Genomic DNA, 17,292 nt, shown 5'->3' with positions numbered 1-17,292 from the left:
CCCTTAACGTAAAATCAGTAGGTTAGAGTCAGGCTTGGAAGGGGCTCGCAAGAGTGACAAGCATCTTTAACCAATGCCGAGATCCGCGGCGAGAATGCTAATTCCGAGCACGTTCATAGGGGACTGTCAGTGGTGTTGTGATCATTGTTCCTCGCTTCCGAGGGAAGAACTAATGCCGGTGTACTTTACTATGAGGGCGAGTGTTTATGTCCATTTCTGATCCGCAGGTATCTTAACGGGATGTTATAAACTGATAAACATTGACCTTGATAGAGGGCTCCCGCCACGCGTCATGCTATTCTTACTCGTAGTTTCTCCAACGAATTCAGTACAATGTACATTGATAAATTTTTAACTGAATATGATGAGTCGCTGACCGGCGAGATGAATATCGACCCTTTGGGCCAACTGGTTATCTGGTCATCCTGGGGACAGGACTTGTTTCACGGACGCATCACTTCTATTGCCAATGATGTCAGGCAGTATACGCTCAACCTGCTGCACCACAGCGTCATCCGAAAAATAATGCTGGATGATGCTGTGCAAACCGCTGGCGCGATGAAAATACGCTATCCCAAAAAGCAGCTCAAAGAGTTTATCGCGGCAAGCCTTATCCACCTGGAGAATATTTATATTTATTCGATGCTGGGGGCGGAACAGGGCGACGTAACGCTTGCGGGGGTGCAGGGGATTAATAAGGCCAGGGCAAAATGGCATACCTCAGATAAGAACCCTCAGCTCACTTTTGGCCATCAGAAGGAAAGTGAACTGCTGACAAACCAGCTTGCGCTCGGTACTAACGGCCGCTATAAATCGCCAATGATCAGTATGCGTTTTTTCACGACGACCTACGACTATGATCTGCCGGATAGTAAGCCTGTATGGGAGGCCGCTGAAGCCTTTATTCGCCAGGTCCCCGAGTTACACCAACTGCATGCTGATGTACTGACCTATCTTAAGTCGCTGATGTGTGAAGCAAGCAAGGATGCCCTGACGCCCTTCTTCAGTAAAATTCCCGACAGTCTTAAAACTCTCTACGCCAGCGTATTTCGCAACCCTAAACATGTGGGCAACTACTCGCAGGCATTCTGGCTCGCCAGAACCGGGCTCAATAAAAATGGTGCAGGTGCCATTTATCGGGTACTGGAGCGAGAACGAAAATACCCTGAGCAATCACTTTTGCCGATTTCGAGTGTTTTTCTTGAAGCCTGGAAGAATGCCGATGCAACGATGGAAATGGAAGAATGCGAGCGGCAAACGCTGGGATACATTATTGAGGCAGAACCGTTTCTGTCTTTAATTGACCTGATGTTCACAGGACTAAGGCGGCAGAGCCAGCAGAGCCTCGACGACTTCGCGCTATTCTGGCAGCGGAAAGGACTGACGACTCAGAGTTTACCTCAACTGTCGATGAGGCTTGAGCGAAACAATGAGCTGGTAGCGTCGCTTTCCGGTACACCCAACAGACGCTTTCGGCAACTGCTTGCGCTAGCCAGTGGGCCGTCTCTGGAGGCGCAGGTGCGTGGGCTGCTGGCGTATCACCGTGGACTGATGGAAGCCCGTGGGCAGTTTCCATGGATTATGTTTGAAGGCAATATCATCTCGCTGCAGACTCCACCTGTAGCTATTGATCTGGAACGTAAAAGTAGCGATTGGGTAAACCATTATTACATACCGCAATTTCGTCATTTACTGAATGGATTATGGGGAGGTGAAGTGTGAAGCTCCTTGATGCGTTTAAAGAGCAAATAGCGCAGATGGGGCCGCTGAAGCGAGTCTGGCTCACGACCTTTAATCTCGATATCGCGTTTGTCGAAAGCCGGATTCTTCCGGCAGTCCTGGATATAGACCCGCCTGTAGGCCGAATGGACTATGAAGGGCTACAGCGGGCATTAAATGAAAGCAATATTGATTTTCGCGTTTATTGCGATCCGCGAATGATCGCCCTGGATAAACCTAAAAGAACCTCAATTGCAGTTTATCCCGTATCGGTGCGTAAGCTTGCTGCGGATGAAGCATTATATCTGGACGGGGAGCACAGCCTGTTTCATCCCAAGGTGTTTTACCTTGAAGATAAGAACAAGAAAATTGTCCTCGGAGCCGGAAGCGCGAATCTTACGCTCAGCGGCTGGGGGCGGAATCAGGAGGCCGTGGACTTTCGGACGGTTTCCAGCAATGCGCAGTATCAGCAGATAAAACAGTTTTTCATGGGACTTGATGAGGAGCCTAACCAAGACATATTGCCTGCAGATGGTGACATACTCTATGGTGACGATCTAAAGTGGTCGTTTATTCACAGCCTCAGCGAGCTCACGCTGATGGATGCGCTAATCGCGAATGGTGAACTGACAAAGCTCAGCGTCTGGTCTCCTTATCTTGCCGATAACTTGCCTGCTCTGATAGCAAAGTTGGCTGGGCCTTATCTGCGCGTTGAGCTGGTGCCTGATCTTGCTGCAGGGCAATTCATTCGTACACGCTGGGGAGAGGAGCTGCAGGCGCTAATTACGGTACAGCGATTGACGTTGTTTAAACCTCCCGCCGAACGTGATCCGCGATTAATGATGACGCACGCCAAGCTGTGGCTGGGAGAGAGTTCTACGGGCCGTCACCTGGCGATAGGCTCCTGGAACTTCACCGGACCGGGCTGCAGTAGCCTGAAGGTAAAGGGGAGAAATGTTGAAGCCGGGATCGTACATCCCGTCAGCAAACGGACCACATTGTGCTCGAAGGTGTGGGCCGTGAATGAGGGGGATTTTGCCAGTGAAGAATTGCTGGAAGAGGAAGCCCTGGTGCCGGGCAGTCTCCCGCCTTTCGACTTAACGGTTATTTTTGACTGGCAGCGCTGCGAATACAGGCTTACCGGAAAGTGGTTTCTCGGCAAGCCGAAGGAGGGGCACCGGCTGCTTCTGCCCGGGATCAAAACACCGGTCAGACTTACGTGGAACACAGCTGACGGTACGCTGGCATCTCCTTTGCTGATAAATGTCGAGCAAAGCGCAGCACTGCTGGATAGCCCTTTCTACACGCTGCGTAAAACCGGTGAAGCGGACTGGACTGGCACTATTGTTGAAACGGGCTCAGAATATCGCCGCGCCCTGCGCTTTAAATCACTGGACGATATTCTCGACAGTTATATGAATTCCTCCGAACCTGAGCAAAGCGATAATCTGATACTCCGCAGCGTGGCAGGTCATGATGATTTATTCAGCGAGGAGAGCGACGAGACAGGGTTCCTAAACCCGGAAGCTACCAGCTACTTCCGGCTGTTTCAGGCAATGCAGCTACGCAGTAAAGCGTTATCAGCCATGGATAATAGAGAACAACTACACCGTAGCCTGTTCAGCGAACCCGGTTGTCTGCTGGAACTGGCAGAAATGGTCAAAGCGCGAGTTGAAAAGGATCCCGAGTCAGTGTTCAACTGGTTTCTGACACATGAGGTCAATAGCATGGTTGCTCTGGCACAGGCGAGATTTGATGATATCAATAAAGAAAATGCATCGAGCGCCGCAGATATTTCCGCGCATCAGTGGAGCTCACTGGGCGTTTCTCCCCCACCTCTGAAGGGGAAAAAAAGTACCCAGCGTTATCTGGATATCATCCGTAAAGAGTGTGGATATGATAACTAAACAACCTCAGCCTGTTACGCCTCATTGTGTCTCAGAAAAGATGAACTTTGATGTAGCCGACCCCTTATGGCGCTACGAAACGTGCAGCACCAGCATGGCGGCAAAGCAGGCTGAAGGCGTAGCGGGCCTGTGGAATTTGCTTGCTGATCAGCGGGTAGCGCTGCTTGCCGATGAAGTGGGTATGGGAAAGACCTATCAGGCAATAGCAGTGATGCTGCTAATGTGGCAGGAGAAGCCTGATGCACGCATTCTGGTCATGGCCCCAAACTCGACACTGTGTAACAACTGGAAAACAGAGTTCACTACCTTTATTCATAAGCATCTTAGAATGAAAGATAACCCCTTTACTTCTTATAAGGGAAAGGAAAAATACGCGCCGCAGTTTCATGGTCGGCTGAAAGAACTGAGCGCAGCTGTTAAAGAAAAGTCACACTATTTCTTTCTGACCACTATCTATTCGTTGAGCGGACTGGTACCGAAGGATGAAAAAGACAATGCATTTTTTGTCGCTGAGAAGTATGGGGAGATATATCGGCAGGAAATAAAAGACGCTCTCGGTGGTACGGGTTTTGATTTAATTATCATCGACGAAGCCCACTATTTCCGCAACCGTAATGACAGCCAGCGAGCTGCTGCGGCACGTACTTTCTTTGGGGAAGGGAAAGACCGGCTGGCCCGAAATGCACTGCTTCTGACCGCAACGCCAAATCATTCTGCGGCACGGAATATATACGATATATTAAGTTACTTCACAGATATTACGCTGAAGTATGACATGGATGATGTACGTTCTTTGATGGAGAATTTCGCCATCCGTCGATTGCGGAAGATGTGCGGGAGCGATAATCAGCATTACAGTAAATATGCATATCGTCGGGAGCAGGCAATTGCCGCCAGCTTTTCTGGTAGCGCTGAAGCAGAGCTGTTTTTTGCTTTTTATCAAAAAAAACTGGTTGAAGAACTGGATAAAGAGAACAAAGGCAGCGGCGACAAGAGGATGATGTATGGATACCTGGAGGGTTTTGAATCCACTGGCAATATTGAAAATGAGCAGGATGAACATGATAATGAACATACTCAAACTGATTTTAGCCGGGCGCTGGATTCGTCTCTGTTAACCGGGCTGACGCGGCAGTTTCATGATGTTTACCACCGTTTTCCGGATCATCCCAAATACGATGTACTGGTCAATGAGTGTATGTCCGACGATCCCTTTGCATCTCAGGCACTATATAGTCGCAAGCATCTGGTCTTTGTCCGCCGTATCCCGTCGGTGCGCGAGATAACTCAGCGTATTAATGCTCGCTATGATGAGATGATGGCTGAGCGATTGATTCGGCTTTGGCAACTGCCGCCGGAGGCGTTGGAGAAGTGGCGCAGTACGCGCTGGTCCCGGGAAGAGTATGAAAACCTTATATCGGAAAAGACTATCAATTCTCAGGATACAGATGAGCCTGCAGAGACGTGCTTACTGGACGATGATAGCGAAGAAAATGAAGCAAAGCTTTCCAGCAGGATCGCGGCGCTTTTCGTGACCAAAACGAGTGGCATACTGCGGCGCACGGACTGCAGTAACGTCAGCCTGCGCTTTCGCCGTCCGGAGAGTTTGTTATCGCTGTTTCTGGAACCTGCCCGCGATGGTATTTCGGCAACTTATACACAGTATTATCGCAGAGAGTCCGGAGAGCGGATGCGTGATAGCTACAGTGATGCCGCGAGGGATATTCGTCAGGAAATGCTGGTGGAGAATGTTTCAAACTATGCCCACCCGATGCCTACGGCCTGGGGAATTATGTTCGATTTACTTCCTGAGCAGCATCAACATCAGATCAGGACATGGAAAGCGCAGCCGAACGGCATGGCGATAGTCGAGAACCTTGCCAACTATCTGCGCATTGGCTACCTGTTTGCCAGCCCGGTGATGGTCGAACTTTACTGTTGGTTTACTGAATTTAACCGTGTATCCCAGCGCGGCGATGCCCAGCAGCGCTATCTGCAATTTATTGAATGGGTGACGCCGAAATTCAAGGATTCGCTGATACTGCGTTATTTCTCGGCAGCCATCCAAACATTTGAAACGCTGTGTGAGAAGATTGTTGGCCAGCCGCTTGATAATAGCCTTTACGCCTGGCGCGAACTCAGCAGCCTGAACAGTCCGGCATGGTACGCCAGCGGCGAGTCTCACAACCGTGAGCGGCTTATACGCGGATTTAACTCGCCATTCTTCCCGGATGTGCTTGTGGCGACTTCGGTGATGCAGGAAGGCGTAAATCTGCATCTGCAATGCCATAAAGTCCATCATTACGGCATTGCCTGGACTCCCGGCGATAATGAGCAGAGGAATGGTCGCGTCGATCGCCTCTTTGGCCGCGTGAATATGCTGCTTAAAGAGAGCAGTAATGCCGAGATGGTTATTAATTATCCTTATCTCGCAAGCTCATTCGATCAGGATCAACTGGCTTCATTCATTCACCATAAGTACGTCGTGGAGGAAAAACTGGATAACTGTGAAACGCAGAGTTTCAATCGAGAAATTGATACGAAAGAGAGTACATCGGGCTGGCGTCGGTGGCTACGGAAGCCTGTCAGGGATCGCGAAGTTGAAGATCCTTACCCGGCAAAGTTTGGTCACCAGTAGTGGCGTTATTAATTCTCTGGGAAATAAACCTCGCCTCTCTAACAGAGACATTAGCCATGGCGGAATATTTTCGGAATACTGGAATCACTACTGACTGGCGCAAACTGCTGAAGCTGGTACACCTTATAATGTATTGCGTCAGGGTATCGATACTCTGACGCATATCGAGTGTTTTGTGTGCTAGCCAGATGGGTTTCAATTTTAGTAGAGGGACCAGACTCTCATCACGCCATCATAAAAGCATCCAAATCGTCCGCATTTTTGATAATTTTGTTTTTATCGACACCGTAAGCTTGTGCCAGCGTAATGCTTGCTTCCAGCAACTGGCGGTTGTTTTCCACGTTGAAGGCTGCAGTTGTCAGCTCACCTAATGCCTCAAACTCGGACAGAATACGCTTAAGCGCCCGCTGCTCAATGTCATTCAAACGGCGGTTGAAATCGTCCATTTTCGCCTGCAAGGCCTGGCTGGTTTTGCCATCCAGATTTTTGGCAACAGTGACCAGAAACTTCCCTGAGATAGACCCAATCAGTGCTCCCAATACAGGCACAGGGATTAATGTCTGGCCAGCAATGGTCATAGCGCCCACAATGGCTGATTCAGCGCAGACTATAAGCCCGAGATCGGTAAACTTATCGAGATCTATCTCACCACGCTGATAAGACATAGTAAGACTTCCTACCCCCTTGGTTGCGGTAACTAATGCGCTGGCGAAGGGGGCTCCCATTGAGGCGTAATTTGTCAGGGTGTAAATAGCCCCTGCGGACACGCCCCCTATAGCTGCTCCTTTCAGCGTATCCAGCCCTACGTCCTGCCAGTCCTCTGTATCGAATTCGCCACGGAAGATATTTTTACCGTCTTGATACTTGCGGTAAATACCCGTACCGAGAGCAAAAGTGGCCCCGAAGGCTGCCCCCATAGCCGTAGCTCGCATGGCTTCGTTGAGCGAAGGCTGGTGTTCTTCAACGATTTCGGCTTTTTTTACCTCATTTTTCTCAGCTAATTCCTGGTCATGTTTATCGAGTGTTTCATCGATTTTCCCCCACTGGACATCTTTATAATTAGAGTCTCCTGGACGTACAACGTCCGCAAATGATCGACCGGTTGCGTTTTCAATTTCTGCAACCTTTTCCCTGATGGCCTGCAGACTTCTCTCATTCATTCCCTCAACAGGTTTCCCGTCGATAACATCCTGTATCGTCTGCCAGGTATCTTTCGGGATATGGTAAAACGCTTTGTCTTGGGTGAAGTCAGGGTAGTCTTCCATGTGTTTCAGGACATGTGCCAGATTATTATTGATGCCGTTTATGAATTTTGATTGCACTTTAACGCCATCAATTAAATAGTCCGCAGGGGCCGTCCGGCCAACCCCGTCGAATGTTGCGCGAAAAGCGGACTCATCCTGTAGTCTCTCTTCGAGCGCCTGACGGGCGTTACGCACACCTACTTCTACTTGCTCGGCAATTTCACCATGCTTGGTACCTGTGGAGCCTAGTATGGTGTTGGGTGAAGCGATAAAATCACGAACCTTCAGCATTTGCTCGCCCGCATTCTCAAACGCACGAGCTTGCCTCTCTAATTCGAATATTTCGTCCTGCATCCTGGTCTGATTGAGTGCATTAACAGCACTACCGATAATCTGATCACTTACAGCATCATGGCGGTCAATAATTTTCATCACTGAATTTTCTTGTTGATCAGTTTTGATAATGCATGGATATGGTTAATCAATGCCCCGAGTTGATCTTTCTGATGCGCATTAAACTGGTTGTAGTCACGCGGTGCGGTCTTCTCCAGCCCATCAATAATGCTTTCAGTGCCATGATAATGCTCAGATGTTAGTGCCTTCAATTTATTCGCACCACGTTCCATTACCAGCAATTCGCTAGTTTTAGCCCGAATATGACGCTCTTCCTGCTGAGCTTTGTCAATAATTTTGCCGTTCTTACGACGAGCCAGAAGAGTACCCCCTGCAATACCGGCAACTCCGATCCCCCAACCGATGGGACCTGCCAGCGCTAGCAGCGCACCGCCTGCAGACATACCACCGCCGCCAGCTGCTAAAGCCCCCCCGCCAAGCCATGCCAGTGCTGCATTTGTAGCTGCAGCACCGCTCAATGTGGCAATTGCAGTTCCGGTTGATGCTGTACCAAAGGTCGTAGCGACTGCCAGCGCTGCCGTAGGTGCAAATGCTGCAACACCGGCTCCGACGGCAACTCCCGCCGTTGCAGTCCCTTTACCAACGTGCGATGTGCGATATTCCTCCTCTAGTTTTTCAACAACATTGTCGAACTCAACAATTTCTGCTTTTAGTTCACTCCAGGATTTATCGAATTCTTTTGGTTTATTTGCCAGTTGACTCACATAGTTTTCGACGTGTGTAATAAGTTGTTCACTGCATTTCTGACGCAACAGGAATAGATTTGTAATCTCTTCCTGCGTACCTTTTGCCTGAGCCTCATAACGGTCAGTTGCTTTTTTAAGTTTTGATAAAGCGGTTTCTCTTTCGGAACCACGTAACATTTTTTACTCCTGCTGTATGTCGTCAAAAATATTCCCACTGCAACTGACCTCCATTTCAGACATCTGCTGCCTAAGCATCTGTTGGAAACGTTGCTGCAGGGTAACTGGATGAATTATAATGAGGTTGGGTACACTCACTTTCAGTGAATGGAAGAAGCTTTCCGCGCAAGCATTATCTTAACAGCAACCCTTAGCACTCATGCTACCGCGCAGGTTATGCCGTTTCAAATCATCATTAATAATTTTCCGTACATAAACCGGTTCCTTACCGCCAGACGACACGCAGGTAAACGCCGTCCTTGTGCAGGCAGGCTCACTGTGTGAATGGCGGATATTTTCAGAAGAGACGAGAAGCTGCAATGGCGATCAGACGTTACATTGGCTTAGATTTTGTTGTTTCTTCAGTGATTATGGTCCGATAACAATAGGGGTAGGGCTTAACACTACCAAACTGACGTTGACACTGGATTACAAATCCTGCGGGACCGTTTATTCACCGTAGTAACTCGGGGATATTGAACCCTTTGGTTAGTGCCGGAAGTATGATAAGCAGACATGACTAATGTCCTCTGGATGCTTCAATACGTTGTTTTAACCACGTTTTAACCTCACTTTCAGTCCAGCGAGAGCTGCGGCCCAATTTAATCGGCTTTGGGAATTCACCGTCTTTGATGAGCTTATAAAACCATTTGTCTGTTAATCCGGTGTAAGCAGTAATAAAAGCCATATCTACAAGGCGATCTTTTGTGAAGTCTGTATCTGACATATGATTATTATTTTTCTGATTAAATGTTGATGCCTGTTCTTTCATTATTAATTCTCATTCGGTAAAAATACAATGCACGGGTTTATTTGAAGCTTAGACTTATTTGTTTTTCTAAACGCCATCTTTTTAACATGCAACTGCGCGAAGCAAAATTATCGTCGAATATTATAAATCTCATCATTCAGGATAGGACATGAATTAATAGCGATTTTTTGTATCTATCGTTAATCTTCCTATATGCTGCGTGAGTTGCTCTGGTAACAGCAATAAAAAATTGAATAGATTGTGCTAGCTAGCATTACATCTACAAGATCTGATTGGTATCGGGCGATTGTTTATCCAGTCGTCCAGTTCTGACTCCAGCCAGCCAACTGATTTAGTACCCAGGCGACGCTGCTTAGGGAACGTTACGTCATATCGTGGTGATTTTGGATTCAGCCAGTCGTATATGGTGGATCTTTTGATCCCGGCTTTCTTGACTACTTCAGGTAACCTTAAAATCTTCATATCTTGTGTGGACATGGCTCATTGCTCTTGATTGCTTTAGATTGGTGCTTATATTAATGCGGGGATTAGTATCGAAAAAGCTGCCTTCATAAAGTATTTTTTTAGTTTTGCTACTTCACATTCACATTTTGGTAAACAAATGAAAAATAACGACTTTGATATCCTTTTTGAAGAGGTTTTAAATGAGTTTGAGAAAGCGGTAGTGAAAGTGAAAACTTCCACTCACTTTGAGCCGTGTTCTGGCGAAGAGATGGTGCGTAAGCTCAAGGAAGATGCCCATACTGCCATTACTGATTACCAAAAATGCAGGATTCAGTCTTACAAACATGCTTACAGGGAACGTACTGTTGAAGAGTACATAAGCAGTATGAAGTCTCAAGCTATGTGGACGGGTACACCCGGCAAACTTCTGGAATGCGCTTTTGTATCACATAAATGGGGAATATCTCAGTACAGACAGGGCCGCAAAGCTGAAGGTCGTAAACATGTTTTGATGGCACTAAATTTGATAAACATGTGGAATGGAGCCTGCTGGGCTCTGGAAATGGTAGAATTTAAAGAAGAGTCTAATAAGTTAAAACGAGAAGCAGCAAGCCTCGGTGGTAAAAGAAAGTCGCAGAAATACAGGCCAGTCAAGGATGAAGTCATTAGGCTATTAAAGAAAAATAAGCCTGAAGACGGGTGGAAAAGTAAAGCTGCTGCTATTAATTCTTTAGAGGAAGAGATTTCTAAGTTTATTGAACTTGATTTCCATAAAAATAGTGATTGGACATCATGGGATAAATTATATAGAACCATTAGCGACTGGTCTAGAAATGACATCGAATTGAAGAATGCTTTCGCTGATGTTGTAAAGAGATAACTGATGAAAATAAGCGAATGAAAATGATTTTCAGAGTGTTAGATGTGGAGCCTGTCCGTAATTCTGTGTAACTTCCATCGTATTAAAGGTGATCGCTCAGGCGATCACCGAACTCGATAATAACGCGACTCATTGTCAGCAGTCATTTGAGGCCTATTATTCAATGGTGAAAATAAATGAGTTGAAAGGAGGGGGTTGAGAAAATAGAACATATAAATATCAAAACCTCAATGCTGGGGAGTCACTAAGAGTCAAATGTTTATAACTGGTGATGTTTTTTATATGAATGAATTGCTGCTATTGTCTGCTACCAGTAGCAGACAATAGCAGCTCTTTATCGGTGATTATCGATGGATAGTGATTATTTCGCTCATAGTTCCATTGTTGTTTCTCAATTTCTGGATACTCACCTTCCTTTCTTGCTCAAGGAATTCTAAAGCGGCGTTGAGTTTGATTTTATTTCTTAATTTATAAGGTCCTTTTCTTCTTATTTCCGTTTTGTTTATATGGGTGGTATAACTATAGTGGTTCTCTTTGTGAGAGAGCAGCCAGGCATAGAGTAAATCAGCATTCTGCTCCACTGTTTCACTACGTAAACCACCCGAAGTTAATAAATAAGAATAATAAAAATTCACAATGTTTGAAGCATTTACAACATTTTTTGAGGAAATAGTTCCTGAATTGTTACCGTCAAAATATTCAAATAAGGCAGCCACTCTTATAAAATTTTCTGACAATTTAGAAAACATGCCTTCAAAAAGAGGGGATTTGTCTTTGTGTTGAATTATAGCGTCTTCAGCCTTTTTCTGGTACTCGGATAAAACAGTCTGAGCTTGTTCTGAAAGTGTATAGTATTCATGTGTAACAGTGGTACTGTTACACATTTCTTCAAAACTGGATAGCGCCTCTTCGATTTTTTCATGAAATAACCTAAGGCTATCTCCTCCTGCATTTTGTACTGTCTTGGTGTCCCTACGTCCTTGCATAGAGGTGACTCCGGTAATCATGAATCGAGAGAAAAAACCAGAGCCTACTGCATAATCCCCTTGTTTTTTAACATATTTTTCGAATTCATCTGTCTGGATCATAAGTAAGATGGTGAACATGCAATCATCTACTGTGAAACTGCCTGTTTTGCGTTCTACATCAAATGAAGAGCCATCCCATAGCTGGTTTAAAAAACCTAAATTACTCTTAGCTCTTCCCTTAAAGAATACCCCAGCTTCATCTGACATCAGGCTCGCAGAAGGTATATTGTTGTATAATCCCGACTGTAAAGCTTCAGGGGTAGTATCGTTGTAAATCATCTTAGGCAGAACAGGACTTTTCGGTTTTATTCTGTAATGGAGCTTCAGCCGCTCATTTTCACTTTCAATGCTGACACCTTTCTCCGTTTTCTTGCGGATACTCTTCAATATGGATTGTTCCTGTACCTTCCATGATTGAAGTTCTGCATTGTAATCAACTATTAGCATTTCATGTTTCTTTCGGCAGGCTTTCTCAAATGCAAAGACAGGTTGACCCACCAGGTTATATACAGCAGTTTTCCGCTCTCCTGAGTCTGCAATCACGGTAAGATATAAGGAGATGGGCCTGACTCGCCCGTCAGGATAACGAATTTTTTTTAACCCCTGCAATGCAAGTGATGCAAAACCCAGTATGGCGCTACCCACCAGCTCCGGAGGAGCCTGAACATCCCTTACTATAGATTCAATTGCATTCCGCATTATTTGAGGGAAGTATTCTACTGGGTAAGTAGCCTTTTTGTCTTTTATAACTCCAACACTCATATTCGACCTCTCATATGTTAATTTTTACTGGCAGATATACTGCAGGGCCAAGAATATGATACTCATCTGCTATTTGGAATACTCCGGCAGACCATTGGTCTAAATTGGTTTTATTTGGATTGATATTATTTTAGTCAGGATTGTTTTGCTACCTGATACTGTACAGATATGAGTCATGAACAGCCCTGTGCTGGTCTGTTTTACTCATGGGTAAATAGATGATTTGTGATGCCATTATTTAAAGCTACATCCGAAATTACGTTCACCATCTGTAAAACATTTGCTTTTCTTTTTTGCAAAGTAACTTGTCCGGTAAATCAGCGAGCAATATGACTCACTTTGCTTGCCATCCTTTGCATTCAGGTAATAACAAGGATTCCTGGGTGTGTGGACTAACTCTTTATCGGGGGGATATATGAAACTGACAGCACTCATCCATGACTCACGTATAAGGCGGAGGAGTGTACCTTTTTTACTATCGTACGCTCCCAGTGTATTGAAAGTGTCCCCGTTGAGTAACAGTAATACGTGATAATGTTTTTTATGTGAATCAGGTGCAAACTCTCTGGCCCAGACAACGCGTAATGATGTCTTACGAACTCGCTTTCCCTCTTTCTCCCGCTTGTTAAGATAATGTGAAATTTTTGCTTTCAGAGAATCCGCAAAGCGGGATATTACTGATGAATCTGTCCTTGCGAAATTAGCCTCATCAGGCATGTCATTTAATGGTTTGAGAACAGGAGTATGTAAATCTATTCTTACAGCCAATACTCTTGAGTGTTCACTCAATGCTTTATCAATAGTCTGTTCTATTTTCTTTAAATGGTATTGATTTAATTTTCCGTGAGAGGTGATATATTCGTACATACTATCTGTTTCCTTTTTTATATTTCGAAAGTGTTAGTCGTAGTAGAGCTGATTATTTAATTAAATCACTTGCTCTACGCTTGTATTGTTCATATGCATTATGCATACGGTATATGTTTACTTGCCGAGTTATATGCATGAGCGTTGTTTTATTGGTGATGGAATGTTTGTTGGTTTCAATGTATTGAATTACATGTGTTCTCATGTTTATTAATCTAAAGATGTTAATTTAAATGCATTGATATGTATCAGTAATCTATATACACATCTATATACATAGACAAACGCCACTGTTCTTTAGTCTGGGGTTGAAATTGCAATAAAGGAAGGAGTTAACGATATTCATGATTTTTATACCTTTTTAGTCATCGAATTGCTCTGGAGTTATCACATATAATGCTCGGGCTTTTTTTTATTAAGTTATGGATGAATTTGAATCTATATTACTTTGGTGAAAATCCGTTATTCCTCGAAGCATATATCTATTCTTCTGAGGTTAAGCCGTTTGGTGCAAAGAGATAAATTAAGGAACTCATCATGAAACTAGCCAGTCGTTTTGGACGGGTAAATCAGGTACGGCGCGACCGCCCGTTAACCCGTGAAGAATTAATGCAATACGTCCCCAGTGTTTTTAGTGAGAATAAGCACGAATCCCGTTCAGACCGATATACCTGGATACCGACCATCACTATTCTTGAGAATCTGCAGCGGGAAGGTTTTGAACCTTTCTTTGCCTGCCAGACCCGCGTTCGGGACCAGCGCCGACGGGAGCACACCAAACACATGTTACGTCTGCGTCGTGCAGGACAGCTCACCGGCCAGCAGGTGCCCGAAATTATCCTCCTCAACTCACACGATGGCTCATCCAGTTATCAGATGCTGCCGGGATTGTTTCGTGGTGTCTGTACCAACGGACTGGTCTGTGGGCAGTCATTCGGTGAAGTGCGGGTGCCGCATAAAGGGAATGTGGTGGAGAAAGTTATTGAAGGGGCTTATGAGGTACTGGGGATATTCGACCGGGTGGAAGAGAGACGTGATGCCATGCAGTCGGCTCTGTTACCGCCACCAGCGCAGCAGGCGATGGCGAGGGCCGCTCTCCACTATCGTTTTGGTGAAGACCACCAGCCCGTCACTACTGCTCAGATACTGACGCCACGTCGTTACGAAGACCGCAGTGACGACCTCTGGACGGTGTATCAGCGGGTGCAGGAGAACCTGATGAAGGGAGGACTCGCGGGGCGCACCGCACAGGGGCGAAGCAACCGTACCCGTGCTGTGAACGGTATCGATGGCGATGTGAAACTTAATCGTGCGCTGTGGGTGATGGCAGAGAATATGCTTGACCTGCTGGGACAGGCATAACTTCGATGCGGAGGAACATACCCGTGAACACCGAAACCCATCCGCAACTTCCCTCCGGCCCGTTTACCCGTGAGCAGGCTTCAGGCATCGCAGCGCAATATGACAACGTCGCCATTGAAGACGACCAGGGAACGCATTTTCGTCTGGTTATTCGTTGCGAAGGAGTGATGGTCTGGCGGGCATGGAACTTTGAACCTGAAGCCGGGGTTATGCTGAACAGCTACATTGCTCGTTATGGCATCCGCAGGTCCTGACCAACCTTACCAGACTTCAGTCTCAGCCTTTCCCGCCAGCCCTGACCGGCAGGCTTTTTTATTTCCGGAGTCATTAATCATGAACAACGCATTAACGGATAACACCATTCCGACAGACACTCTTTGTGCCACACCTGTTAAAGATGAACAGCGCCTTCGTTTCTGGCCTCAGCATTTTGGTCGTATCCCACAGTGGATAACCCTCGAACCCCGCATCTTTGCCTGGATGGACCGGTTGTGTGCGGATTACAGCGGTGGCGTCTGGACTTTTTACACTCTCAGTAACGGTGGTGCCTTTATGGCTCCGGAAGAGAGTGACGGTCTATGGTATCTGTTTAATGTACTGAATGGTAACAGCGCTGAAATGAGTGCTGAAGCTGCGGGGATTGCGGCCTGTCTGATGGCTTACAGTCACCATGCCTGCCGCACGGAGTGCGATGCCATGACGGAGCATTATTACCGTCTGCGCGACTATGCGCTGAACCATCCTGAACGCAACGCCATTATTTACATCATCGACTGAGGCCCCGCACCATGGAAAAACAGTTACCGTTGTTTGCATATGAACTGACGGCATCAGCACAACAGACCATCCGCGAGGCGCTGGCTCTGCTGGAGCGCCAGTTACGCGAGCCCGGCGCATCGTTTACGTCCAGCAGCTCAGTAAGTGACTGGTTACGGCTCCAGCTGACCATGGAGGAAAGAGAGGCATTTGTTCTGCTGCTTCTGGATAACCAACACCGGCTGATTACGCACGAAACGTTGTTCAAAGGCACCATCAGCCATACCGAAGTCCATCCCCGGGAAGTGGTGAAAGCCTCCCTGAAATACAATGCGGCAGCCGTGATTGTTGCTCACTGCCATCCCTCAGGCCATGCCGAACCCAGCCAGGCTGACAGACGGGTGACAGAGCGACTGAAGAACGCTCTGGACCTTGTGGGTGTGCGTCTCCTGGACCACCTCGTTATCGGCGGAATGGATATCGTCTCGTTTGCTGAACGGGGCTGGTTGTAAGGGAGGAGTATTAATGAAAATTATCAGTAAGCGTCAGGCAATGGCGATATACCGCCAGCATCCACAGTCCCGGTTGTTTCGCTTCTGTACGGGGAAATATAAATGGTCCGGCAGTATCTGCCACTATGCCGGTCGCGAGGTGGACGATATCAGCGGTGTACTGGCCGTATTCGCAGAGCGCCGCCAGGACCGCAATGGCCCGTATGTCGTATTACGCAGCGTAAGCCTGAATTAATTCACGATTAAGGAGGACTACATTTTGTCGAAGAAAACCACGATAGCAACGCATGATATCAGCGAATCCTGGTGGGGGCTCAGACGCAGTGTCTCCGCGTGTTTTGGTGCCCGACTGGTCCAGGAGGGAAACCGCCTGCATTACCTGGCTGACCGCGCGAATTTTAACGGACAGTTCTGCGATGCGGATTTGCGCCATCTTGACCAGTCTTTCCCGGTATTGATGAAACAGCTGGAGTTAATGCTCACCAGCGGTGAACTGAATCCCCGTCATCAGCACTGCGTCACGCTGTATGCAAAAGGTCTGACCTGCGAGGCCGATACGCTCGGTTCGCATGGCTACGTTTATATCGCGATTTATCCCACTCCCGTCACCACAGAATAACACCGTAATACTTCACCCTTCAGCAAACACATCTTCCACTATAGAGATAACGTTTATGCAAACCAAATCACCCCCCTTCATGCGGGCGGCATCGTCACGTCCGTCTCCCGTGGGCGTCTGGCAGACCCTGCTGACCTGCCTGCTGGAACACCACTATGGCCTTACGCTTAACGATACGCCGTTCAGTGATGAACTGGTGATTCAGCAACATATCGAGGCGGGTATCTCGCTGGCCGATGCCCTGAATTTTATTGTTGAAAAGTATGAACTGGTCCGCACTGACCGGCCAGGCTTCAGCATCAGGGAGCAGTCTCCGTTTATTACATCCATTGATATCCTCCGGGCCAGAAAGGCAACGGGGCTGATGAACCGTGACACGTATAAAGAGGTGACGGCTATTACCAGAGGGCAACATCCGCAGGTCAGTGCTCCAGGCAAGCGATGAGCTGGACGAAACAAACCGCGT

The 17,292-nt window shown here is 46.9% G+C and carries 17 protein-coding genes; 11 read left to right on the top strand and 6 right to left on the bottom strand.

Going from position 1 to position 17,292, the window contains the following annotated elements:
• Positions 1–333: 333 nt before the first annotated feature.
• Genes DA718_RS25525 through DA718_RS25515 form a run of 3 tightly spaced genes read left to right on the top strand, consistent with a single transcriptional unit; the run spans position 334 to position 6,264 of the window.
• The gene (locus DA718_RS25525; protein ID WP_040216474.1) at positions 334–1,722 is read left to right on the top strand and encodes a hypothetical protein; all 1,389 of its coding nucleotides are present in this window, start codon (positions 334–336) and stop codon (positions 1,720–1,722) included.
• Complete coding sequence (locus DA718_RS25520; RefSeq protein ID WP_040216476.1) at positions 1,719–3,626, top strand: phospholipase D-like domain-containing protein; 1,908 nt, start codon at positions 1,719–1,721, stop codon at positions 3,624–3,626. Before DA718_RS25525 ends, DA718_RS25520 begins: the two co-directional genes overlap by 4 nt.
• A 40-nt stretch (positions 3,627–3,666) precedes the next feature.
• Positions 3,667–6,264: a DEAD/DEAH box helicase gene (locus DA718_RS25515; protein ID WP_224397200.1), complete on the top strand. Its 2,598-nt coding sequence runs from the start codon at positions 3,667–3,669 to the stop codon at positions 6,262–6,264.
• A gap of 224 nt (positions 6,265–6,488) precedes the next feature.
• On the opposite strand, the gene DA718_RS25510 is transcribed toward DA718_RS25515, so the two are convergent.
• The 4 genes from DA718_RS25510 to DA718_RS25490 all read right to left on the bottom strand — a co-directional run bounded on the left by DA718_RS25510 (position 6,489) and on the right by DA718_RS25490 (position 10,073).
• Entirely contained in the window at positions 6,489–7,940 is a 1,452-nt protein-coding gene (locus DA718_RS25510; protein WP_040216481.1) for a hypothetical protein, read from the bottom strand.
• Positions 7,940–8,785, bottom strand: a complete 846-nt coding sequence (locus tag DA718_RS25505; RefSeq protein ID WP_040216483.1) for a hypothetical protein — start codon at positions 8,783–8,785, stop codon at positions 7,940–7,942. The genes DA718_RS25510 and DA718_RS25505 overlap by 1 nt, the downstream gene beginning before the upstream one ends.
• Before the next feature lie 559 nt (positions 8,786–9,344).
• Positions 9,345–9,551, bottom strand: a complete 207-nt coding sequence (locus DA718_RS25495; RefSeq protein ID WP_072040126.1) for a helix-turn-helix transcriptional regulator — start codon at positions 9,549–9,551, stop codon at positions 9,345–9,347.
• Positions 9,552–9,839: 288 nt separating this feature from the next.
• A complete protein-coding gene (locus DA718_RS25490) occupies positions 9,840–10,073 on the bottom strand; it encodes an AlpA family transcriptional regulator (protein WP_040216486.1) in 234 nt (77 codons plus the stop codon).
• Between the two features lie 124 nt (positions 10,074–10,197).
• On the opposite strand from DA718_RS25490, the gene DA718_RS25485 reads away from it, so the two are divergent.
• Positions 10,198–10,920, top strand: a complete 723-nt coding sequence (locus tag DA718_RS25485; protein ID WP_040216488.1) for a hypothetical protein — start codon at positions 10,198–10,200, stop codon at positions 10,918–10,920.
• A gap of 344 nt (positions 10,921–11,264) precedes the next feature.
• Here the strand turns inward: DA718_RS25485 and DA718_RS25475 are convergent, their stop codons facing one another.
• Together DA718_RS25475 and DA718_RS25470 are read right to left on the bottom strand one after the other, a co-directional pair.
• On the bottom strand, positions 11,265–12,710 hold the full coding sequence (locus tag DA718_RS25475) for a YfjI family protein (protein WP_040216490.1): 1,446 nt from the start codon (positions 12,708–12,710) through the stop codon (positions 11,265–11,267).
• 234 nt (positions 12,711–12,944) lie between these two features.
• On the bottom strand, positions 12,945–13,577 hold the full coding sequence (locus tag DA718_RS25470) for an inovirus Gp2 family protein (protein ID WP_072040125.1): 633 nt from the start codon (positions 13,575–13,577) through the stop codon (positions 12,945–12,947).
• Positions 13,578–14,114: 537 nt separating this feature from the next.
• On the opposite strand from DA718_RS25470, the gene DA718_RS25465 reads away from it, so the two are divergent.
• From DA718_RS25465 to DA718_RS25435, 7 genes are all read left to right on the top strand, one after another.
• Positions 14,115–14,939, top strand: coding sequence for a DUF932 domain-containing protein (locus tag DA718_RS25465; RefSeq protein WP_040217125.1), 825 nt, complete (start codon positions 14,115–14,117; stop codon positions 14,937–14,939).
• Between the two features lie 23 nt (positions 14,940–14,962).
• Entirely contained in the window at positions 14,963–15,193 is a 231-nt protein-coding gene (locus DA718_RS25460) for a DUF905 domain-containing protein (protein ID WP_014837276.1), read from the top strand.
• 79 nt (positions 15,194–15,272) lie between these two features.
• On the top strand, positions 15,273–15,716 hold the full coding sequence (locus tag DA718_RS25455) for an antirestriction protein (RefSeq protein ID WP_014837277.1): 444 nt from the start codon (positions 15,273–15,275) through the stop codon (positions 15,714–15,716).
• A gap of 11 nt (positions 15,717–15,727) precedes the next feature.
• Entirely contained in the window at positions 15,728–16,207 is a 480-nt protein-coding gene (gene radC / locus DA718_RS25450; protein ID WP_014837278.1) for a RadC family protein, read from the top strand.
• A 13-nt stretch (positions 16,208–16,220) separates the two neighbouring features.
• A complete protein-coding gene (locus tag DA718_RS25445) occupies positions 16,221–16,442 on the top strand; it encodes a DUF987 domain-containing protein (protein ID WP_014837279.1) in 222 nt (73 codons plus the stop codon).
• Between the two features lie 24 nt (positions 16,443–16,466).
• Positions 16,467–16,826 carry a type IV toxin-antitoxin system YeeU family antitoxin gene (locus tag DA718_RS25440; protein WP_014837280.1) on the top strand — a complete coding sequence of 120 codons (360 nt, stop codon included), beginning with the start codon at positions 16,467–16,469 and terminating at the stop codon, positions 16,824–16,826.
• A 55-nt stretch (positions 16,827–16,881) separates the two neighbouring features.
• Positions 16,882–17,271: a TA system toxin CbtA family protein gene (locus DA718_RS25435; RefSeq protein ID WP_040217122.1), complete on the top strand. Its 390-nt coding sequence runs from the start codon at positions 16,882–16,884 to the stop codon at positions 17,269–17,271.
• The last annotated feature ends 21 nt before the right edge of the window (positions 17,272–17,292 follow it).

This window comes from Klebsiella huaxiensis (genome assembly GCF_003261575.2).
GTDB classification, from domain to species: domain Bacteria; phylum Pseudomonadota; class Gammaproteobacteria; order Enterobacterales; family Enterobacteriaceae; genus Klebsiella; species Klebsiella huaxiensis.
Note: the sequence above shows the minus strand (reverse complement) of the source record. Positions and strands in the feature narration are given on the sequence as shown.